The organism is Curtobacterium sp. KBS0715 (genome assembly GCF_005938005.2).
In the GTDB taxonomy this organism is placed as follows: Bacteria; Actinomycetota; Actinomycetes; order Actinomycetales; family Microbacteriaceae; genus Curtobacterium; species Curtobacterium flaccumfaciens.
On the sequence record NZ_VCCA02000001.1, the window covers coordinates 3376861 to 3397679 of the forward strand.

A 20819-nucleotide genomic window follows, 5' to 3' on the forward strand; every position below is an offset into this window, starting at 1 on the left:
GGCTAACCTAAGATGACTTCCGTGCCAGCCCCCAATCCCGTTCTGGCTTCCGGTCCGGAGGCCCCCGAACCCGACGCGTCCAGTGCCCGAGACGGCGGTGCGTCCCGCGCCCTCGGCGTCCACCGGACCGCGATGCGGCGGCGGACCGCGGTGCTCGTCGGACTCGTCGTCGCCCTGGTGCTCGTCGCCGTGGCGAGCATGCTGCTCGGCAGCAACCGCATCGGTGTCGCCGAGGTGTGGGCGGGGCTCACACGCTCCGGGTCGAGCACCGACGAGGCGATCGTGTGGGGCTCCCGCATCCCGCGCACGCTGATCGGTGCTGCGGTCGGTGCGGCCCTCGGCATCGCCGGACTCCTCATGCAGGGACACACCCGCAACCCACTCGCCGACCCCGGCCTGTTCGGCGTCTCGTCGGGAGCAGGGCTCGCGGTGGTGCTCGGCGTCTACGTGTTCGGGGTGACGAGCACGAGCGCGACCGTCTGGTTCGCCCTGGTCGGGGCCCTGGTCGCCAGCGTCGTCGTCTTCTCGGTGACCATCGCCGGCAGCGGCACGGCCAGTCCGGTTCCGCTCGCCCTCGCCGGGGCCGCGGTGTCGGCCCTGCTCGCGGCCCTGACCTCCTTCGTCGTGCTGACCGACCAGGCCTCGCTCGACGCGTACCGGCTCTGGGTCGTCGGATCGCTCGCCGCACGACAGCTCGACATCCTCGGGGCGGTGTGGCCGTTCCTGGCCGCCGGGCTCGTGCTCGCGGTGCTGAACGTCCGTGCCCTCGACGCCCTCGGGCTCGGGTCCGAGCTGGCGAAGGGGCTCGGCGAGAACGTGCTCGTCGCCCGGCTCGTCGGCCTGGGCGGGATCACACTGCTCGCCGCCGGCGCCACCGCTGCTGCCGGCCCGATCGGCTTCGTCGGCCTGACCGTGCCGCACGTCGCCCGTGCGCTCGTCGGCACCGGACACCGCTGGACCCTGCCGGTCTCCGGTCTGGTCGGCGCCGCCCTCGTGCTGCTCGCCGACGTCATCGGCCGCCTGATCGGCGGGTTCTCCGAGGTCGAGGTCGGCATCGTGCTCGCCGTCATCGGTGGCCCCGTGTTCGTCGCGGTGGCCCGTCGCCGATCGCTGGTGTCGCTGTGAGCGGGGCAGCGGTGCGCAGCACCGGCAGCACGCCCGCCCCCGCTCCCCACACCCCCGGCCGCGCCGGCATCCGCATCGGCCCCGTCGGCCTCGCCTGGCGCCCGCGGGTGTTCTGGTACACCGTCGCCTCGCTCGCCACCGTCCTGGTACTCATCGTGATCGGGACGGCGGTCGGCTCGACGTGGATCGCTCCCGGGGTCGTCATCCGGTCCCTGCTCGGCCTGGAGTCCGGGCCGGACGCCTTCATCATCACCACCCTGCGCCTGCCCCGCGTGCTCACCGGCGCACTCGTCGGCCTGACGCTCGGGGTCGCCGGCGCGCTCACCCAGACCTTCACCCGAAACCCCCTCGGCACCCCGGACATCATCGGTGTCACCGCGGGCGCGAGCGTCGGTGCGGTCGCGGCCATCGTGCTCGGCGGCGGGACGTACTCGGTCTCGTCCCTGCTGCTCGGTGGCGGGATCCCGGTGGCCGCCACGATCGGCGCCCTGGTCGCTGCGGTCCTGGTGTACGGCCTGGGCTGGCGCGGCGGTGTGCAGAGCTACCGGCTCGTGCTGGTCGGCATCGGCGTGAGCGCGACGCTCGACGCCGTGACCAGTTACCTGCTCGTCCGCGCGAAGATCACCGTCGCCACCGCGGCGTCGCAGTGGCTCGTCGGCAGTCTGTCGAGCACCTCGTGGGAGAGCGTCTGGCCGCTGCTCGTGGTGGCCGTCGTCGCGGTGCCGATCGCACTGGCGACGAGTGCGGCGCTCGGCATCGGGCAGCTCGGCGACGAGGTCGCGACGGGCGTCGGTCTCGGCGTCCAGCGGCACCGGCTGCTCGTCATCGCGCTCGCGGTCGTGCTGACCGCCGCCGCCGTGGCCGCCGCGGGGCCGGTCGGATTCGTCGCGTTCGTCGTACCGCAGGTCGGGCTCCGGCTCGCCGGCACGAACCGGCCGCCGCTGCTGCTCGCCGGTGCCCTCGGCGCCGTGCTCGTGCTCGCCGCCGACCTGCTGTCCCGTTCCGCGTTCCCGTGGCAGGTGCCGGTCGGCATCATCACCACCGTGATCGGGGCGCCGTACCTGATCTGGCTCCTCGTCCGTCACCGCAAGGAGATGTCCCGATGACAACACCGCACCCGCACGACACCCCCGTCCTCGAAGCCACGGCCCTGTCCGTCGGCTACGACCGCCAGCCCGTGCTGCGCGACCTGGACCTGCGCATCGAACGCGGCACCGTCACGACGTTCCTCGGCGCGAACGGCTGCGGCAAGTCGACGCTGCTCAAGGCGTTCGGCCGCGTGCTCAAGCCGCAGGCCGGCGAGGTCCTGCTCGACGGCACCCCGATCCGCAGGGAGCCGAACCGCCAGGTGGCCCGCAAGCTCGCGATCCTGCCGCAGTCCCCCGTCGCCCCCGCTGGCACCAGCGTCCTCGACCTGGTGATGCGCGGCCGGAACCCGCACCAGTCGTGGGCGAAGCCGTGGACCGCCGAGGACGCGGCCGTCGCCGAAGAGGCCATCGCCGCCACCGGTCTGACCGAGGTGGCGCACCGCGACGTCACGAGCCTGTCCGGCGGGCAGCGCCAACGTGCCTGGATCGCCATGGTCGTCGCACAGCAGGCCCAGACGCTCCTGCTCGACGAGCCGACGACCTACCTGGACCTCGCGCACCAGCTCGAGGTCCTGCGGCTCGTCCGGCGGCTGAACCGCGAGCAGGGTTCGACGATCGTGATGGTGCTGCACGACCTGTCGCTCGCGGCGCGGTACTCCGACCGGCTCGTGGTGCTGCACGACGGCGGGGTCGTGGCCGACGGCACACCCCACGACGTCCTCACCCCTGCCCTGCTCGAGCACGCGTTCGGTCTGCACGCCCGGGTGTTCCCCGACCCGGTGACCGGTGCGCCGATGATCGTGCCCGAGGCGGACGAGCACGACCCCGTGCCGAGCGCTCCCACCGAGCACACCGTGCCGGGCGCCCGGACCGAGCACACGGTCCCGACGAAAACCGAAGACGTGCTGGCAAGTGCCGCGAACTTAGGTTAGCCTCTCCTAACGTGAAGACCTCCCGACGTGGCCACCTGCGCGCCGCCCTCCTGACCTCCGTGACCGTCTCGGCACTCCTCCTGACCGGCTGCTCGAGCACCGGCAACTCGAACGACTCCGACTCCGACGGCGGCACCGCCGCGTCGAAGGCGTGGTCGTACGAGGACGCCACGGGCGCCACCGTGAAGGTCGACCACACGCCGAAGCGCGTCGTCGTGCTGAACGACATCGCCCTGTCGTTCATCGAGTACGGCCTGAAGCCCGTCGGCACCTTCGGGCAGCTGACGATGGCGAAGGACGCCCGCTTCGAGGGCCTGGACACCGACGGCATCACGCAGCTCGGCACCGCCTACGGCGACATCGACCTCGAGCAGCTCGCCGCGCTCAAGCCCGACCTCGTCGTCACGTCGGTCTACCCGACCGACGCCAAGGGCACGCTCGACACGAAGCAGCCCGGCTACGGCTTCAAGGACACGGCGCAGGAGAAGCAGATCGAGGCCATCGCGCCGGTCGTCCAGGTGAAGTGGGGCGGCAAGGGCGAGGACGTCATCGAGAAGATCGCGGAACTGTCCGAGTCCCTCGGCGCGAAGGAGTCGACGGTCGACGCCGCCGAGAAGCGCTTCGACACCGCGGCCGACGAGCTCGAGAAGGTCTCGAAGGAGAAGGACCTGTCGGTCGTCTCGATGTACGCCGACGGTGACGGCGCCTACGTCACCCGCCCGACCGACGAGCCGTCGCTGCAGATGTACGCGTCGTACGGGGTCGACTTCGTCAACCCGAAGCCCGAGGGCTTCTACTGGGGCATCTACTCGTGGGAGAACGCCGGCCAGATCACCGGTGACGTGCTGCTGCTGTCGCAGCAGGGCTACCAGGTCGCCGACCTGGAGAAGCAGCCGACCTTCGCCGACAACGCCGCGCTCGAGGCGGGCCAGGTCCACAGCTGGACGTTCCCGGCCCTCGACTACGCGTCGCAGGCCGACTACATGACCAAGCTCGCGGGCTGGCTCGAGGACAGCAAGAAGCTTTCCTAGGACCCACGCCCAGGGCGGCCTGGAGGCGCGGTGCCAGCTGGCACCGCGCCTCCAGGCCGTTCGTGGTCTCGTTCCGGGCCGTCAGCCGACCGCGTCCGTGTCGCCGCCCGGCGCAGCGCAGCCTGACCACCGGTCGCGCGCCGTTGGGAGCACCACGGTCGCGGGGGTGGCGGGATCGCCGGGGCCGGAGGATCATCGGCCCATGGAGTACTCGACGGCGTTGCTCACCGAGGAGACGTGGCCCGACTTCGCCGCGCTCGTGACCCGCAGCAACGGCGTGTGGGGCGGGTGCTGGTGCATCGGTTTCCACCCGGACGGTCCACGCGGGACGCCCGACCCGACGGTGTCCCACCAGGAGGCGAAGCACCGGCACGTGCGGAACGGCACGAACCACCAGGTGCTCGTCTACGCCGACGGCACGGCGGTCGGCTGGTGCCAGTTCGGCCGGCCGGTCGAGCTGCCGACGATCCTGAACCCCGGCGCCTACGCCAGGGAAGCCTCGACGCCGCCGGACTGGCGGATCGGCTGCGTGTTCGTCGAGTCCCGACATCGCGGTCAGGGGGTCGCACGCGCCGCGGTCACGACCGCGCTCGAGGAGATCCGGCGGGCGGGTGGCGGGACCGTCGAGGCCTACCCGGAGCAGACGGTCGAGCGGAAGCCACAGCGCGGGGCCTACCTGCACACCGGACCGGAAGAACTGTTCACGCAGTTCGGGTTCGTGCGCGACCGCCGCATCGCCAAGTGGCGGTGGGTGATGCGCACGACGGTGTGACCGGCGTGCCCGCTCGACGCCGCACTGCCAGGCCGGCGCGCGTACCGTGGGCACCGTGACACGCACCGCTCCGGTACGACCGCACCGCCTCGCCCTCATCGGCGCCGCCGTGGCCCTGGTGATCGGGGTCGGACTGCTCTTCACCCCCTGGGACGGGCCCGTCATCGTGCTCGCCTGGGCGCTCATCGTCGCCGCGGTCGTGCTCGGTGCCATCACGTTGTTCTTCGTGCGGGCTCCCCGCAGCTAGTGCCCCACCGGGGGCACTTGTCCCCTTTTCTCCCGACTGTCCGAGCGCGGCAACGGGTCTACGGTCTGTCCCGTGCGGCAACGACGCCGCACGATGACGAATCGAGCATCATGCAACGACGGATGAAGCGAATCCTCGCGCTCGCCCTGAGCGTCGGTGTCGTGGGGGCACTGGCTCCGGCGATCTCGGCCCAGGCAATCGCCACGAGCGACACCCCGGACTTCGGCAGCAACGTGAAGATCTACGACCCCACGGTGCCGGCGTCGACCATCCAGGCCGACGTCGACGCGGCGTTCACCAGCCAGCTCCGCAGCACGACGGCGCAGTTCGGCACGCAGCGGCACGCCTTCCTGTTCAAGCCCGGCAGCTACGGCCGGGTCTGGGCGAACCTCGGCTTCTACACGTCGGTCGCCGGGCTCGGCAAGAACCCCGACGACGTCACGATCAACGGTGCGGTGAACGTCGACTCCGGGTGGAATGCCGGCGACGAGAAGAACGCGACACAGAACTTCTGGCGGTCGGTCGAGAACGTGGCGATCACGCCCGAGAGCGGAACCGACCGGTGGGCGGTGTCCCAGGCCGCTCCGATGCGCCGCGTCCACGTGAAGGGCAACCTCACGATGGGCCCGTCGAACCAGGACGGTGGGCAGGGGTACTCGTCCGGCGGCTACATCGCCGACACCAGGGTCGACGGCACGGTGACCTCCGGGTCCCAACAGCAGTGGTACACGCGGAACTCGACCATCGGGGCGTGGCAGGGCGGCAACTGGAACATGACCTTCTCCGGGGTCCAGGGCGCCCCGGCGAACGACTTCTCGAAGAGCTACACGACGCTCGCCACCACGCCGACCACACGGGAGAAGCCGTACCTGTACGTGGATTCGTCGAACAAGTACCACGTGTTTGTCCCCTCGCTCAAGCAGAACGCGAGCGGTGTCACGTGGCCGAACACCGCTGGCACCGACCTCCCGATGCGGAACTTCTACGTCGCTCACCCGGGCGACTCGGCCGCCACGATCAACGCCGCTCTGGCGCAGGGCCTCAACCTCTTCTTCACGCCGGGCACGTACCAGCTCGACTCGCCGATCGCCGTCACCAGGGCGGACACCGTCGTGACGGGCATCGGCTTCCCGACCCTCGTCCCCACCAGGGGCAACGCCGTGCTGACGTCGACGGACGTCGCCGGGGTGAACGTGTCGAACCTCGTCGTGGACGCCGGCGCGCAGAACAGCGCACAGCTCGTCCGCCTCGGCGGCGCTGGGTCGCACGTCGACCACGCGGGAGATCCGCAGAGCATCCAGGACGTCTTCTTCCGCGTCGGTTCGAGCGTGCAGGGCAGGGCGACGACCACCCTGCAGGTGAACGCCGACGACACACTCATCGACCACATCTGGGCCTGGCGGGCCGACCACGGCGGCGCGCCGACGGGCTGGAACGTCAACACCGGCGCGACCGGGGTCGAGGTGAACGGCAACGACGTGCTCGCCACCGGGCTCTTCGTCGAGCACTACCAGAAGTACGAAGTGCTCTGGAACGGTGAGAACGGCAGGACGATCTTCTTCCAGAACGAGATGCCGTACGACGTCCCGGACAACGCATCCTGGCAGAGTCCGACCGGCGCGGGCTACGCGGCCTACAAGGTGGCGTCCTCGGTCACGAAGCACGAGATCTGGGGCGGCGGCGTCTACGCCTTCTTCAACACGAACCCGTCCGTGCACGCCGACCGGGCGTTCGAGGTCCCGCAGACCGCCGGCGTCCGCGCCCACGGGCTCGTCACGGTCTCGCTCGGCGACACGGGCACCATCTCGAGCATCATCAACGGCGTCGGCGGCGCGGTTCCCACCCCTGCGGGCAACACCGCTCCGAACCGACTCGCGTCGTACAACTGATCGGCACCCGTGGGAGCGGATGCTCCTGACGGTGCGCACGGGAGCGTCCGCTCCTGACGGACGACGGCCGGCTGCTCCACGAGCAGTCGGCCGTCGTCCTGCGATCAGCTGCGCTTCCGGGACGCGGCCGATCGAGGCGGGTCCGCACGCAGGTGCTCCGCCGCTCCCCCGAGGATCCGCGCGAGGTCGTCGACGTCCGCGTCCGACATCGACGCGAACAGCAGGGTGTGCAGCGCCTCGATGTGCCCGGGGAAGACCGCGGCGAGGACGTCACGACCGGCACGGGTGATCGTCACGACCGTGCTGCGTTCGTCGTCGGGCGAGGGCCCACGGGTGACCAGTCCACGCTGCTCGAGCAGTTGCGCCTGGTACGTCAACCCGCTGCGGCTGTAGACGACCCCGTCGGCGAGGTCGGTCATGCGCTGTTGCCCGCCCGGGGCGTCACCGAGCCGGGCGAGCAGCTGGAACTGCACGTAGCTCAGGCCGCCCACGTCGCGCAGCTGCCGCTCGACCGCGTGGCGCAGCAGGCTGCTCACCTCGGTGAAGGCGAAGTACGCCCCGAGCTGCGTCGGGGTCAGGGAGTTCGGCGCATCGGTCACGGAACCCATCCTACCCATTGCTTCGAGTTCGAAGCAGTGCTAGCGTCTCCATCAGGTGCTTCGAACTCGAAGCACAACGTGCAACACCGACGAAGGGCACGATCATGCAGGCAGTACGGTTCCACGAGGTCGGCGGTCCCGAGGTGCTCCGCACCGAGGACGTCGAGCAGCCCACCCCGGGCGCCGGGCAGGTGCGACTCCGCGTCGCCGCCTCGGCGTTCAACGCGGCGGACAACGGGATGCGGGGCGGGTTCCTGCCGATCCCGGTCCAGCTGCCGCACGTCCCCGGCTACGACGTGTCCGGCACCGTGGACGCGCTCGGCGACGGCGTCGAGGGCATCGCGATCGGGGACGCCGTCATCGCGTTCCTGCCGATGGAGCTCGACGGCGGGGCGGCCGAGTACGTCGTCGCACCGGCCGATGCGGTGGTCGCCGCACCGACGAGCGTCCCGCTGGCCGACGCGGCGGCGCTGCCCTCGGTGGCACTCACCGCCTGGCAGGCACTGTTCGACGACGGGCGGCTCGAGGCGGGTCAGCGCGTCCTGATCACCGGCGCCGGCGGCGTCGTCGGGAAGTACGCGATCCAGCTCGCCGTCCGCGCCGGGGTCCACGTCATCGCGACGGCGAGTCCGCGCAGCACCGAGGCCGTCCGGGCAGCCGGCGCCCACGAGGTGATCGACCACACCACGACCGACGTCCGCGCCGCCGTGACGCAGCCGGTCGACGTACTGCTCAACCTCGCCCCGATCGAACCACAGGACTTCGCGGCACTCGTCGACGTCGTGCGCGACGGCGGCGCGGTCGTCAGCACCACGGCGTTCATGTCCACGCCGGGCGACGAGTCCCGCGGGGTCCGGGCGGCGACGGTGTTCGTCCTGCGCAACCGCGAACGCCTGGCCGAGCTGGTGTCCCTGGTCGACACCGGGGCGCTCACGGTCGAGGTCACCCGGCGCATCCCGCTGACGGAACTGCCGTCGCTGCACGCCGAGGCGGCCGCGGGACGGATCAGCGGCAAGGTCGTGGTCCTGGCCGGGTGACGGCAACGCGACCCCGCCGCACCAGCACCACCCGCAGCAGCGCCGGATACGCTCGGCGCATGACGGACCAGGGGTGGCACGAGGACGTGCTCGGAGCACCGTACGAACGGCTCGAACTGCCGCTCGGCACCGACTCCGAGGGACCCGTCGTCGCCACCCTGGTCCGCCGCCGGCACACCCCGACGGACCTGCTGCTGCACGGCCGCGGGCCCCTGCACGGGGTCGACGTGCTCTACGTGCACGGCTGGTCGGACTACTTCTTCCAGGTCGAGCTCGCCGAACGCCTCGAGCGACTCGGTGCCCGGTTCCACGCGCTGGACCTGCGGAAGTACGGTCGGAGCCTGCGCCCGTACCAGACCCCGGGCATGGTCGACGACCTGGCCGTGTACGACGAGGACATCGCCGCGGCGCTCGACGCGATCTCGGCCGAGCACCCCGGCTCGGACCGCCGCCGGCTCGTCCCGATGGGCCACTCCACGGGTGGCCTGACCCTGTCGCTCTGGGCAGCCCGGCACCCGGAGCTCGTGCACGGCCTCGTGCTGAACAGCCCGTGGCTCGAGTTCCAGGCCACCGCGGTCGGCCGGGCCATCGTCGCACCGGTCATCAAGCTCGGTGCCCGGCGGAACCCCCTCGCTCCGATGCCCGCCGTCGACCCCGGCTTCTACACCCGCACCGTCTCGGCCGAGGGCGAGGGGTCGTGGACCTACGAACAGAAGTGGCGGCCGGAGCGCGGCTTCCCCCTGCACCCCGGGTGGCTCGCCGCGGTCTTCGACGGCCAGGCACAGGTCGAGAAGGGCCTCGGCATCGGGGTCCCGACCCTGGTGATGCTGAGCGACAAGAGCATGCTCCAGCCGCGGTGGGACCCCGGGATGGCGCGCGCCGACGTCGCCCTGAACGTCGACACGGTGGCGCACCGCTCGCTCTCCCTGGGCGAGGAGGTCACGGTCCGCCGGCTCGAAGGTGCCCTGCACGACGTGGTGCTGTCCGCGCCGGAGGTGCGGGAACGGGCGTACGACGCCATCGGGCGCTGGGCGACCACCCTCCGCTAGTCCCGCGACGACAGTCCCGCGACGATGATCCCGCGACGCGTGCGACTCAGTCGGCCAGCCCGGCGACCGCGACACGGGTCGCCGCGGCGACGAGCGCGTCCGACGGCTCCGCACCGGGATCGGCCCGGCTCGTCATCACGACGAGCACGATGGGCGCCCGCCCGGGCGGCGTCACGATCGCGATGTCGTTCCGCACCCCGGAGGACGCCGTGCCGGTCTTGTCGGCGACCTGCCACGACGGGTCCACCCCGGCACGGATCGTCGCGTCGCCGGTCGTGTTGCCGAGCATCGCCTCGCGGAGCACCCGCCGGTCGGTGGCGTCGAGGGCGTCCCCGAGCAGCACGGTCCCCAGGTCCGCCGCGAACCGCTCCGGTGTCGTCGTGTCCCGTCGGTCACCCGGGGTCGCTTCGTTCAGGTCGGGTTCGACCCGGTCGACACGCGTCGTCCGGTCCCCGATGCCGCGCAGCCACCGCTCGACGGCGTCCGGCCCGCCGAGCCGCTCCACCAGCAGGTTCGCCGCGGTGTTGTCGCTGGAGCGGAGCGCGGCGTCGATGAGCTCGCGCACCGTCATCCCGGTGTCGACGTGCTCGCTCGTCACGGGCGCGTACTCGAGCAGGTCGCCGCGGTCGTAGTGCACGACGGTCGCCAGGTCGGCGTCGGACGAGGCGCCGAGGACCGCCGCCGCGATGAACACCTTGACCGTCGACGCGAACGCGAACCGCTCCCCCGCACGGTGCGCGATCGTCCGACCGTCCCCGGTGTCGACGGCGACGACCCCGAGCCGTGCGTCGTACCGCCGTTCCAGCGCCGCGAAGGCCCGGGCGGTGGCCGGGTCGGTCGACGGTCCCGCCGAACCCGAAGCCGACCCCGAAGCAGAAGTCGACGCAGACGCCGACGCCGACGACGTCGGCCCGGTCGACGCCCCACCCGGGCCGCCGGAGCACCCCACCAGCCCGACCAGCACCAACGCCGTCAGGGCCGCGGTCGTCGTCCCCGTCCCACCTCGCACGCCCCGAGCCTGCCCGATGACCGTGCAACTACCCTGAGCGGCATGCCAGCTCCCGCCGTCCACCTCACCCGCCTGGACCCCACCGGCGCCGACCGTCAGGAGTTGCTCGCGTTCCTGACGTCCGAGGAGTTCCCGTTCCACGTCCGACGCCGCATCAGCGCGGCCGACGCGGCGAGCGCCGTCGACTCCGGTGCCTACCGCGACGACGAGCACGACACCTCCTGGCTCGACCACGACGACCACGGCCGCATCGGTCTGGTCCGCCTCGAGGACCTGGCCGATCCCGTCCCCCTGTTCGACCTGCGCCTGGCCGGTTGGTTCCGGGGTCGGGGCCTCGGGGTCCCCGCCCTGCGTGCGGTGACCGACCACGTGTTCACGACGATGCCGGCGATCACGCGCTTCGAGGGCCAGACCCGCGAGGACAACACCGCCATGCGCCGGGTCTTCGTCCGCGCCGGGTGGGTGCAGGAGGCCCACTACCGCGAGGCGTGGCCCGTCGACGGCGGCCCGGCCGTCGGGTCGGTCGGCTACGGCGTGCTGCGTCGCGACTGGGAGACGGGCGAGACCACCCCGGTGCCGTGGGACGACGTCGCGCGGTGAGCGGCTGACGGCAGCCGCCAGCAGGCGGACGGGAGGCCCGTGGCGGCGCCGCCACGGGCCTCCCGTCCGTCGGTCGGTCGCGTCTCAGGACCGCGACAGGCGCGCCACGGTGGCGTGCGCGCCGTCCGCGATGAGCCCGTCCAGGGCGTCGCGGTACGCCGCGACGAACCGTTCGTCGTCGACCAGGTCGCCGAAGACCTGGCGGTTCGCGATGAAGGCGAGGCGGTCCTCGCGCTGGGTCAGGGCGATGCGGTGCAGGGGCTCGGCGAGCCGGTCGACGATCTCGATGGGTTCACCGGACTCGTCGGTGCCCTCGTCGTAGCGGGCCCACGACGCGACGATGCCGGCGGACAGCGTGACGGGCCGACCGGCGGCCAGGTTCTCGCGCACGACGGGGAGCAGCCACTTCGGGATCCGGTCGCTCGACTCGGCGCAGAGCCGGGCGAGGGTGTCGCGCACCTCGGGGTTCTGGAAGCGCTCGATGAGGGTCGACTTGTAGTCCTCCAGGTCGATGCCGGGCACCGGGTGCAGCGTCGGCGTGCCCTCGTCGTCCATGTAGCGGCGCAGGAAGGTCGCGATCGCCGGGTCCTGCGTGGCCTCGTGCGCGTAGCGGTACCCGGACAGGTACCCGAAGTAGCAGAGCCCCTGGTGGCTGGCGTTGAGGAGCCGGAGCTTCATGAGTTCGTACGGCTCGACGTCGTCGACGAGCTGGACGTCGGCGTCCTCGTAGGGCGGGCGGCCAGCGGGGTGGTCGTCCTCGAGCACCCACTGGAAGAACGGTTCGGCGACGACAGGCCAGGCGTCGTCGATGCCGAGCTCGTCGCGGACCCAGGCGCGGTCCTCGTCGGCGGTGACCGGGGTGATGCGGTCGACCATCGAGTTCGGGAACGCCACGTGCTCGTCCATCCAGTCCGCGAAGGCCGGGTCCTGCAGCCGGGCGTAGGCGGTGAACATCGACCGGGCGACGTGCCCGTTGCCCTGGATGTTGTCGCAGGACATCACGGTGAACGGGTCGAGGCCGCGGTCCCGTCGGCGGCGCAGTGCCTCGACCACCAGGCCGAACACCGTGCGGGGCGGGCCGTCGCCGCGCAGGTCGGCCGCGACGCCGGGCTCGTCGGCGACGAACTCGCCGGTGACGTGGTCGAAGTTGTAGCCGCCCTCGGTGATGGTCAGGCTGACGATCCTGGTGTCCGGGTGCGCCATCTTCTCGACGACGGCGTCGGGGTCGTCGACGGCGAGCAGGTACTCGACGATGCTGCCGACGACACGGGACTCGCGGGTGCCGTCCGGGTGCTTGAGGACGAGTGTGTACAGCCCGCCCTGTTCGGCCATCGCGGTCGCCATCCGACGGTCCTGCTCGAGCACGCCGACGCCGCAGATGCCGTACTCGCGGGCGTCGCCCTGCTGCAGGAGCCGGTCGATCACCATCGCCTGGTGCGCGCGGTGGAACCCGCCGACGCCGAAGTGGACGATGCCGGCAGTGATGCCGTCGCGGTCGTAGGTGGGCACGGCGACACCGCTCGCGGCGATCTCGTCGAGGGTCTCCGGGGACAGGCGGACGGGCATCGGGTACTCCTTCGTACGGCGGCGGATCCGCGAGCGGTGACGCGGCGGTTCGTCCGTCCAGTCTGGCACCCGACCCCTCCGACAGAACAGTGGTGCAGCACAGGCGTTCTGCTCCGGGGGACGAACCTGGGGATGCACTCAACCTCGTTGCACCGAGTGCATCGATGCACCTAGTGTTCCATCTCGTGACCATCGCGACCGACCGCCGTGCTGCCCTCAAGGCGAAGCACCGTGCGGCGATCCTGCAGGCCGCTCGCGACCTGATCGACGAGCGCGGCGGCCGCGACTTCAGCGTGGACGACCTCGCCGCCCGGGCGGACATCGCCCGCCGCACCGTGTTCAACCACTTCGCCTCGCTCGACGAGGTCCTGCTGGCCGTGTGCGAACAGGAGCTGTCCGTCATCATCGACCGGTTCCTCGCCGACATGGCCCGGACCCCGGTGGGCGACGGCAGCCGGGCGTCGATGTTCGACGAGCTCGAGTCCGCCGCCCGCGGTGCCGACCTGGCTCCGGCGATCGCCAGCATGTACCGGATCCTCGGCGACCCCGGCAAGGACGACCCGAAGGCCGCGGTGCTGACCCAGACGGCGTTCTCGCGTGTGACCGAACGGCTCCGGCACGAGGTCGCCCGGCGCTACCCGGCCGCCGACCCCCTCGACGCCGCACTGCTCGTCGAGTCGCTCATGAGCGGCATCGTCGTCATCGCGGAGCACTGGCTGGCGACGTCCGGCCCCGAGCTCGACCAGCCGGCGCTCGACGCGTGGGACGACCTGCTCGCCCGACTCGTGCACAGCGTCCGCAGCGGCTACATGGCCGACGACTGACACCGCCCCACCTCCTCATCCCCCAGGGGTCCACCGGCGCACCCCGCACCACCAGCACCTGACAACGAAAGGACCGCAGGCAACCGCATGGCCGGTCTCCTCTACCGTCTCGGACGGTTCTCCGCACGACGCCACTGGCTCGTGATCATCACCTGGGTCGCGATCATGGCCGTCGCGGGCGTCACGTACACGCTCTTCGCCGGCACGATCTCGTCGTCGATCACGATCCCGAACACCAAGACCAGTCAGGTGCAGGACCAGCTCGCCGACAAGTTCCCGTCGGCGAACGGCGGCAACGGCACGATCGTCTTCGAGACGAAGGACGGCAAGGCGTTCTCGTCGTCGCAGCAGTCCGAGATCGACGACTTCCTGACCAGCCTCGAGAAGCTCGACGGCGTCAAGGGCACGACGAGCGGCTTCGCCACCCAGAAGCAGCTCGACGACCAGCGGCAGAAGATCGTCGACGGGCGCGACCAGATCGAGTCCGGTCGCGCGAAGATCGAGACCGGCCAGCAGCAGCTCGACGCCCAGAAGGCGCAGCTCGAGTCCGGCAAGCAGAAGATCCAGGACGCCCAGGCGCAGCTCGACGCGCAGAAGGCCCAGGCGCAGGCAGCCGGCGGCGCGGCCGTCCCCGCCGCACAGGCGCAGGCCGCGGCCGCCCAGCTCCAGCAGGCGCAGGCGCAGATCGACGCCCAGCAGGCCCAGATCGACGCCGGAGCGCAGCAGATCGCGACCGCCCAGAAGACGATCGACACGAACAAGCAGAAGCTCGACGACAACGAGCAGCAGCTCGAACAGGGCTCGGACCTGCTCGACCTGTCGAAGGACATCCGCTTCGTGTCGGACAACGGCAGCGCCGCGATCGGCACCGTGCAGTTCACGAAGTCGACCTACGAGGTTCCCGCGGACACGAAGACCGCCATCGCGGACGACGCCGAGTCGGCCGACATCCAGGGTGTCAACGTGTACGTCTCGAACGACATCGCACAGGGCGTGCCGTCGATCCTCGGCCCGGGTGAGATCGGCGGTGTCATCATCGCCGCGATCGTGCTGCTCCTGATGCTCCGCACCGTCATCGGCGCCGCGGTCCCGCTCGTCAGCGCCGTCCTCGGCGTCGGAGTCGCTTCGCTCACCGCCCTGTCGTTCTCGAGCGTCGTCGAGTTCATCTCGGTCACGCCGGTGCTGGGGGTGATGCTGGGCCTGGCGGTCGGCATCGACTACTCGCTGTTCATCCTGAACCGGCACCGGACCCAGCTGAAGCAGGGCATGCAGGTGCACGAGTCGATCGGGCTCGCGAACGGCACCTCGGGCAACGCCGTGGTGTTCGCCGGTGCGACGGTCATCGTCGCGCTGCTCGCGCTGAACATCACCGGCATCCCGTTCCTCGGCCTGATGGGCACGGTCGGTGCGGTCGCGGTGCTCTTCGCGATCCTCATCGCGACCTCGTTCACCCCGGCCCTGCTGTCGCTCATCGGCATGCGGATCCTGCGGAAGAAGGAGCGCGCGAAGATCGGCAACACCGACTCCACGCGGATCCCGAACAAGCCGATGTCGAGCTGGCGCGCGGTCATCACGCTCGTCCTCGGCGTCGCGGTGCTCGGCACCATCGCCCTGCCCGCGACCCAGATGCGCCTCGGCCTGCCGAGCGGTTCGTCCGAGGCCGTCGAGTCGAGCCAGTACAAGGCCTACAAGACGCTCGAGAAGGAGTTCGGCGCCGGTCAGAACGGCCCGCTGCTCGTCGTGGCGACCCTGCCGGAGTCGATCAGCAAGAGCGACGTCACCGCGACCGAGGTCACCATCGGCCAGGCGATCGCGAAGAACGACGACGTGGAGGCCGTCCTGCCGATCGGGGCCTCGAAGGACCGCGACATCATCGCGTTCCAGGTGAAGCCCGCCGGCGGCCCGGACAGCGTCTCCACCGAGAACGTCGTGAAGGACCTGCGCGAGCAGACCGTCTCCACCGACGACGGCAAGGTCACGCTCGGCGTCGCCGGCAACGCGTCGGCGAACATCGACGTGTCCGAGAAGCTCTCGAACGTGCTGCCGCTCTACCTCGTGGTGGTCGTCGGGCTGTCGCTGATCATCCTGATCATCGTGTTCCGGTCGTTCCTCGTGCCGATCACCGCCACCGCCGGGTTCATCCTTTCCGTGCTGGCGTCGTTCGGTGGACTGACCGCGATCTACCAGTTCGGCTGGCTCGGCTCGGTCTTCGGTGTGCACGACCCGGCACCGATCCTGAGCTTCCTGCCCATCATCGAGATCGGCATCCTGTTCGGTCTGGCGATGGACTACCAGCTGTTCCTGGTGTCCGGCATGCGTGAGGCCTACGCCCACGGTGCGAGCGCGAAGGTGGCCGTCCAGCGCGGTCTGCACGCGGGTCGCGCGGTGGTCACGGCGGCGGCGATCATCATGATCTCCGTGTTCGCGGGCTTCATCTTCTCGGACTCGTCCACCATCAAGCCGATCGGCTTCGGGCTGGCGTTCGGTGTGCTGATCGACGCCTTCGTCGTCCGCATGCTGCTCATCCCGTCGGCGATGCACCTGCTCGGCAAGAGCGCCTGGTGGTTCCCGAAGTGGCTCGACCGCATCGTGCCGGACGTCGACGTGGAGGGCGCGAAGCTCGAGCGCACCCACCCGGTGGCCGGCCACGAGGACACGCACACCGGCACCCACGCGCTCCCCGTGGAGCCGGACGCGAATGCGCACGACTCGGGGCACCCGCCCGCGCACCGCGCGTAGTCGACGCACCAGCGCCACCACCCTGGAGGCCCGGTGCCGGTCCACGAGACCGGCACCGGGCCTCCAGGCCGTCGCGCCCACCGCCCCGGGTCGCGAGCACGCCACTTCGTGCACGAACGAAGTACCCTGAACGCATGACCCAGACCGCCCCGGACCCGCTCGCGCTCGACCGGCAGCTCTGCTTCGCACTCGCGGCGACGAGCCGCAGCGTCATCGGGCTGTACCGCGACCTGCTCGAACCGATGGGCCTGACCCACCCGCAGTACCTCGTCATGCTCGCCCTGTGGGAGCGGGACCCGCGATCGGTGCGCGAGATCGCCGGCGAACTGCGACTCGACTCCGCGACGCTGAGCCCGCTGCTCAAGCGACTCGAGGCCTCCGGGTACGTCCGCCGCACGCGCAGCGCCGCCGACGAACGCCAGCTCGAGGTCTCCCTGACGACCGCCGGGCACGCCCTGCGCGACCGCGCCCAGGCGGTCCCGCTCGCCGTCGCCGACCGGCTCGGGTGGCCACTCGCCCGGCTCGAGTCCCTGAAGGACGAGCTGACCGAGCTGCTGGAGCGCGTCGACCAGGTGTGATCCGCGGCCATCGGTGCCATAATGATTCGTGCACGAACGAAAGGATGCACCGTGGGACGCTTCGGCCAGTGGTACGAACGGTGGAACACGACGCTCATCAACAAGATGGGCCCCTCGCAGATCGGCGCCGGTCGCCCCGAGGGCATCGACGACCGGACGATCGACCGGGGGTGCCCCCTGTGCGGCAAGCCCCTCTCGCAGCACCAGGTGATCCGGCCCGAGGGCCAGGTCCGCTCGTCGACGCTGGTGTGCCCACGCGACTGACCGCGCTGCCTGAAGAAGTGCTCCGAGGCGGAATTGCATCGGACAACTCGTCGTTCGCCCTGAGGTGAAGCTCTTCGAACCCGCCTCCATCGGCGCCTTGTCCCTGTCGAACCGCGTCGTCATGGCCCCGCTCACGCGGACCCGCGCCGGCGAGCACGGCGTCCCGAACGACCTGCTCGTCGAGCACTACCGGCAGCGCGCCGGCCTCGGCATGATCATCACCGAGGGCACCTGGCCCGTGCAGGAGGGCCGCTCCTACCCCGGGCAGCCCGGCATCGAGACCGACGACCAGATCGCCGGCTGGCGCCGCGTGACCGACGCCGTGCACGCCGCCGGCGGCACGATCGTCATGCAGCTCATGCACGGCGGCCGCGTCTCGCACACCGACATCTCGCAGACCCCGCGCATCGTCGCCCCGTCCGCCATCGCCGCCCCCGGGCAGACGCACCTGGCCGACGGCTCGAAGGCCGACATGCCCGTCCCGCACGAGCTGACCACCGCCGAGGTGCAGGAGGCCGTGCAGGGCTTCGTGCAGGCCGCCCGCAACGCGATCGCCGCCGGGCTCGACGGCGTCGAGGTCCACGGCGCCAACGGCTACCTGGTGCACGAGTTCATGTCGCCGGTGTCGAACACCCGCACCGACCAGTACGGCGGCTCCCCGGAGAACCGCGCGCGCTTCGCGATCGAGGTCACCATCGCCATCGCCGAGGCCATCGGCGCCGACCGCACCGGCATCCGCCTGTCGCCCGAGCACGGGATCCAGGGCGTCATCGAGGACGACGCCGACGACGTCCGCGCCACCTACACCGCCGTCGCCGAGGGCCTCGCGCCGCTGGGGCTCGCCTTCGTCGACGTCCTGCACGCCGAGCCGACCGGCGACCTGGTGCAGCACGTCCGCCGCACCGCGGGTGCGCCGTTCATCGTGAACTCGGGCTTCTCGTCGCTCACCACCCGCGACGAGGCCATCGCGATCGTCGAGGGCGACCACGCCGACGCCGTCGCCGTGGGCCGCGCCGCGATCGCCAACCCGGACCTCGCGCACCGCTGGGAGCACGACGCCGAGCTCAACGAGCCCCGCCCGGAGCTCTTCTACGGCGCGACCGCCGAGGGCTACACCGACTACCCGTCGCTGGCCGAGGCGCGCGCGACCGTCGCGTAGTCGACGCACCACCTGACGGACGGGAGGCCCGTGGCGGTGTCGCCACGGACCTCCCGTCGGTTGCGGGGATGGTTCCGAGGCGACACACGCTTCTCGTAGGATCGTGGCAGTGAACACTGCAACGTCGGGCGAGCGCGGCCCCGCGCACCAGGCGCGCGACACGACGCGGTGGGACATCCAGGGGCTCCGCGCCTTCGCGGTCCTGTCGGTCGTCGTCTACCACCTGTGGCCACACGCGCTCCGCGGTGGGTTCGTCGGCGTCGACGTCTTCTTCGTGATCTCCGGTTTCCTCATCACCGGACACCTGGTGCGCGAACAGCTCGCGACCGGCGCCATCCGCCTCGGCCGGTTCTGGTCGCGCCGGGCGAAGCGTCTCCTCCCCGGCGCGTTCCTGACGATCCTGGTCACGGGCGGCGCCGTCCTGGTGGCCGTGCCCAACACGCTCTGGGGCCAGTACGGGCGCGAACTCATCGCGTCGACGATCTACCTGCAGAACTGGGAGCTGGCGGCGAGCGCGGTCGACTACCTGGCCTCGACGAACGATCCCTCGCCCTTCCAGCACTTCTGGTCGCTGTCCGTCGAGGAGCAGTTCTACATCGCGCTGCCCCTGGCGCTGATCGGGCTCGGGTTCCTCGTCCGTCGGCGCTGCTCGCCCCTGACGACCGCGCGACTGCTGCTCGGCGGCGTCGTCGTGCTGTCGCTCGCCTGGAGCATCGTGCAGACCAGCACGAACCCCGGCGTCGCGTACTTCTCCACCGGCACCCGCGCGTGGGAGTTCGCCCTCGGCGGGCTCGCCGCCACCGTCCGTCTGCCCGAGGTCCGCACCGACGTCGCCCGACGGGTACGCCTCGTGCTGGCGAGCACCGGTGCCGCCGCGCTCGTCCTGTCGCTCGTCGCCATCGGCCCCGGCACGCCGTTCCCCGGTGTCGCCGCACTGCTCCCCGTCGCGGGGGCCACCCTCATGGTGCTCTTCGGTGGGAGCACCGTGTTCGCGACGCTCGGCGCCCTCGCCCCGATCGCGTTCACCGGGCGCATCTCGTACTCGCTCTACCTGTGGCACTGGCCGCTCGTCGTGATCCTGCCGATCGCCCTCGGACACCCGCTCGGCTGGGCGACCAGCGCCGCTGTCCTGCTCGTCTCCTTCGGACTGGCCGCGGTCACGACCGTCTGGTTCGAGGAACCCGTCCGGTTCTCGGCCTGGATGCGCGACCTCCGGCCGCAGGGCACCGTCGCGCTCGGCGTCATCTGCACCTTCACCGTCGCCACCCTCGGTGCCGCGACCCTGACCGTCGTCCACGTCCAGGACGTGCAGGCCGAGCGCGCCACGCAGCAACTCACGAAGCAGCTCACCAGCCAGCGTGGCCAGGACGACCCGTCGTGCATCGGTGCGGCGGCGCTCATCGGCTCCGCGCACCCCTGCGTCGACCCGAGCCTGGCCGACGTGCGCATCCCCGCCCCCGCTTCGGCCGCACGCGACGACGCGAACCGTGGCGAGTGCTGGAACGAGGTCTTCACGACCTGCGTCCTGGGCAAGGCGACCGGGTGGTCGAAGCACCTCGTCGTGATCGGCGACTCGCACAGCAACGCCCTGCTCGGAGCGTACGAGCGGATCGCCGACGACAACGGGTGGCGGATCGACCTGGCGGGCACCGGTGGGTGCTACCTCACCACCGCGCGACAGAGCTCCGTCAGCACCGACTCCATGCGCAAGTGCGACGACTGGAAGCACCAGGCGATCGACTTCGTCCGAGCCCACCGGGACGCCGACGCCCTGGTCGTCACCCACTCGGCCACCCAGCGACCGGTCGACCTGCCCGCCGGCGCAGCCCGCGACGCGGCGACCCGCGACGGCCTCGTCGATGCCTGGGAGCAGGCGGCCGGCGACGACCTGCCGGTGATCGCCATCCGCGACAACCCGGTGCCCCGACCCGACGTCGTGGAGTGCGTGAGCAGGATGTCCGGACCGACGAACAGCTCGTGCGACCAGCCGCGCTCAGAGGCCTTCCGGCAGACCGACTCGACGGACGACGCCGTGCGGGCGTTCAGGGCCGCCGGGGGTCACGCCGCGGAGGTCGACCTGACGGACCACTACTGCACCGCGACGACCTGCCCGGCGGTGATCGGCGGCGTGCTGGTCTACCGCGACAAGTCGCACGTGACGGCGACGTGGGCCTCGTCGCTCGCGCCGTACCTGGAGCGCGGGCTGCAGGACCGCTTGGCGGCGTTCGCGCACTGAGGAGGGCAGCCCGAGCGGCCGGACTGAGCGCTTCATCAGACGATCGTCTTTCGAATTGCAGGACCGTCCCAAGTT

At 71.2% G+C, this 20819-nt stretch carries 19 protein-coding genes; 16 read left to right on the plus strand and 3 right to left on the minus strand.

Annotated features, from left to right (window positions below; genetic code table 11):
- Positions 1-21 precede the first annotated feature (21 nt).
- The 7 genes from FFG40_RS16020 to FFG40_RS16050 all read left to right on the plus strand — a co-directional run bounded on the left by FFG40_RS16020 (position 22) and on the right by FFG40_RS16050 (position 7084).
- The gene (locus FFG40_RS16020; protein WP_260678897.1) at positions 22-1125 is read left to right on the plus strand and encodes an iron ABC transporter permease; all 1104 of its coding nucleotides are present in this window, start codon (positions 22-24) and stop codon (positions 1123-1125) included.
- The gene (locus FFG40_RS16025) at positions 1122-2231 is read left to right on the plus strand and encodes an iron chelate uptake ABC transporter family permease subunit (protein WP_260678898.1); all 1110 of its coding nucleotides are present in this window, start codon (positions 1122-1124) and stop codon (positions 2229-2231) included. Before FFG40_RS16020 ends, FFG40_RS16025 begins: the two co-directional genes overlap by 4 nt.
- Positions 2228-3145: an ABC transporter ATP-binding protein gene (locus FFG40_RS16030; RefSeq protein ID WP_138804111.1), complete on the plus strand. Its 918-nt coding sequence runs from the start codon at positions 2228-2230 to the stop codon at positions 3143-3145. The genes FFG40_RS16025 and FFG40_RS16030 overlap by 4 nt, the downstream gene beginning before the upstream one ends.
- Positions 3146-3156: 11 nt before the next feature.
- Positions 3157-4176 (plus strand): ABC transporter substrate-binding protein, encoded by a 1020-nt coding sequence (locus FFG40_RS16035; RefSeq protein WP_138804110.1) that lies wholly within the window; start codon positions 3157-3159, stop codon positions 4174-4176.
- 202 nt (positions 4177-4378) lie between these two features.
- Positions 4379-4948, plus strand: a complete 570-nt coding sequence (locus tag FFG40_RS16040) for a GNAT family N-acetyltransferase (protein ID WP_138804109.1) — start codon at positions 4379-4381, stop codon at positions 4946-4948.
- A 55-nt stretch (positions 4949-5003) separates the two neighbouring features.
- Positions 5004-5195: a hypothetical protein gene (locus tag FFG40_RS16045; protein ID WP_027466139.1), complete on the plus strand. Its 192-nt coding sequence runs from the start codon at positions 5004-5006 to the stop codon at positions 5193-5195.
- A 122-nt stretch (positions 5196-5317) separates the two neighbouring features.
- A complete protein-coding gene (locus FFG40_RS16050) occupies positions 5318-7084 on the plus strand; it encodes a hypothetical protein (protein WP_138804108.1) in 1767 nt (588 codons plus the stop codon).
- 104 nt (positions 7085-7188) lie between these two features.
- On the opposite strand, the gene FFG40_RS16055 is transcribed toward FFG40_RS16050, so the two are convergent.
- Positions 7189-7683: a MarR family winged helix-turn-helix transcriptional regulator gene (locus FFG40_RS16055; protein ID WP_138804107.1), complete on the minus strand. Its 495-nt coding sequence runs from the start codon at positions 7681-7683 to the stop codon at positions 7189-7191.
- Positions 7684-7787: 104 nt separating this feature from the next.
- On the opposite strand from FFG40_RS16055, the gene FFG40_RS16060 reads away from it, so the two are divergent.
- Both FFG40_RS16060 and FFG40_RS16065 read left to right on the plus strand, forming a co-directional pair.
- Positions 7788-8720 (plus strand): NADP-dependent oxidoreductase, encoded by a 933-nt coding sequence (locus FFG40_RS16060; protein ID WP_138804106.1) that lies wholly within the window; start codon positions 7788-7790, stop codon positions 8718-8720.
- A 59-nt stretch (positions 8721-8779) separates the two neighbouring features.
- Complete coding sequence (locus tag FFG40_RS16065) at positions 8780-9769, plus strand: alpha/beta hydrolase (RefSeq protein WP_111057625.1); 990 nt, start codon at positions 8780-8782, stop codon at positions 9767-9769.
- 46 nt (positions 9770-9815) lie between these two features.
- Here the strand turns inward: FFG40_RS16065 and bla are convergent, their stop codons facing one another.
- Positions 9816-10733 (minus strand): class A beta-lactamase, encoded by a 918-nt coding sequence (gene bla / locus FFG40_RS16070; RefSeq protein WP_395876614.1) that lies wholly within the window; start codon positions 10731-10733, stop codon positions 9816-9818.
- A gap of 87 nt (positions 10734-10820) precedes the next feature.
- Between bla and FFG40_RS16075 the strand changes: the two genes are divergently transcribed.
- Complete coding sequence (locus FFG40_RS16075) at positions 10821-11378, plus strand: GNAT family N-acetyltransferase (RefSeq protein ID WP_138804104.1); 558 nt, start codon at positions 10821-10823, stop codon at positions 11376-11378.
- Positions 11379-11462: 84 nt separating this feature from the next.
- Here the strand turns inward: FFG40_RS16075 and FFG40_RS16080 are convergent, their stop codons facing one another.
- Positions 11463-12944, minus strand: a complete 1482-nt coding sequence (locus tag FFG40_RS16080) for a mannitol dehydrogenase family protein (protein WP_138804103.1) — start codon at positions 12942-12944, stop codon at positions 11463-11465.
- A gap of 185 nt (positions 12945-13129) precedes the next feature.
- On the opposite strand from FFG40_RS16080, the gene FFG40_RS16085 reads away from it, so the two are divergent.
- From FFG40_RS16085 to FFG40_RS16110, 6 genes are all read left to right on the plus strand, one after another.
- A complete protein-coding gene (locus tag FFG40_RS16085) occupies positions 13130-13768 on the plus strand; it encodes a TetR/AcrR family transcriptional regulator (protein WP_027466131.1) in 639 nt (212 codons plus the stop codon).
- A gap of 87 nt (positions 13769-13855) precedes the next feature.
- A complete protein-coding gene (locus tag FFG40_RS16090) occupies positions 13856-16507 on the plus strand; it encodes an MMPL family transporter (RefSeq protein ID WP_138804102.1) in 2652 nt (883 codons plus the stop codon).
- Positions 16508-16641: 134 nt separating this feature from the next.
- Complete coding sequence (locus FFG40_RS16095) at positions 16642-17085, plus strand: MarR family winged helix-turn-helix transcriptional regulator (protein ID WP_017888357.1); 444 nt, start codon at positions 16642-16644, stop codon at positions 17083-17085.
- Between the two features lie 51 nt (positions 17086-17136).
- Positions 17137-17349 carry a hypothetical protein gene (locus FFG40_RS16100; protein ID WP_027466129.1) on the plus strand — a complete coding sequence of 71 codons (213 nt, stop codon included), beginning with the start codon at positions 17137-17139 and terminating at the stop codon, positions 17347-17349.
- A gap of 64 nt (positions 17350-17413) precedes the next feature.
- Positions 17414-18508, plus strand: coding sequence for an alkene reductase (locus tag FFG40_RS16105; protein ID WP_138804101.1), 1095 nt, complete (start codon positions 17414-17416; stop codon positions 18506-18508).
- Between the two features lie 109 nt (positions 18509-18617).
- Positions 18618-20744, plus strand: a complete 2127-nt coding sequence (locus FFG40_RS16110; RefSeq protein WP_185974215.1) for an acyltransferase family protein — start codon at positions 18618-18620, stop codon at positions 20742-20744.
- Positions 20745-20819: the final 75 nt, after the last annotated feature.

Coding starts and splice junctions, on each gene's coding strand:
- FFG40_RS16030 (WP_138804111.1), top strand. CDS start 2,228: ATGACAACACCGCACCCGCACGACACCCCCGTCCTCGAAGCCACGGCC.
- FFG40_RS16040 (WP_138804109.1), top strand. CDS start 4,379: ATGGAGTACTCGACGGCGTTGCTCACCGAGGAGACGTGGCCCGACTTC.
- FFG40_RS16050 (WP_138804108.1), top strand. CDS start 5,318: ATGAAGCGAATCCTCGCGCTCGCCCTGAGCGTCGGTGTCGTGGGGGCA.
- FFG40_RS16060 (WP_138804106.1), top strand. CDS start 7,788: ATGCAGGCAGTACGGTTCCACGAGGTCGGCGGTCCCGAGGTGCTCCGC.
- FFG40_RS16065 (WP_111057625.1), top strand. CDS start 8,780: ATGACGGACCAGGGGTGGCACGAGGACGTGCTCGGAGCACCGTACGAA.
- FFG40_RS16075 (WP_138804104.1), top strand. CDS start 10,821: ATGCCAGCTCCCGCCGTCCACCTCACCCGCCTGGACCCCACCGGCGCC.
- FFG40_RS16080 (WP_138804103.1), bottom strand. CDS start 12,944: ATGCCCGTCCGCCTGTCCCCGGAGACCCTCGACGAGATCGCCGCGAGC.
- FFG40_RS16090 (WP_138804102.1), top strand. CDS start 13,856: ATGGCCGGTCTCCTCTACCGTCTCGGACGGTTCTCCGCACGACGCCAC.
- FFG40_RS16095 (WP_017888357.1), top strand. CDS start 16,642: ATGACCCAGACCGCCCCGGACCCGCTCGCGCTCGACCGGCAGCTCTGC.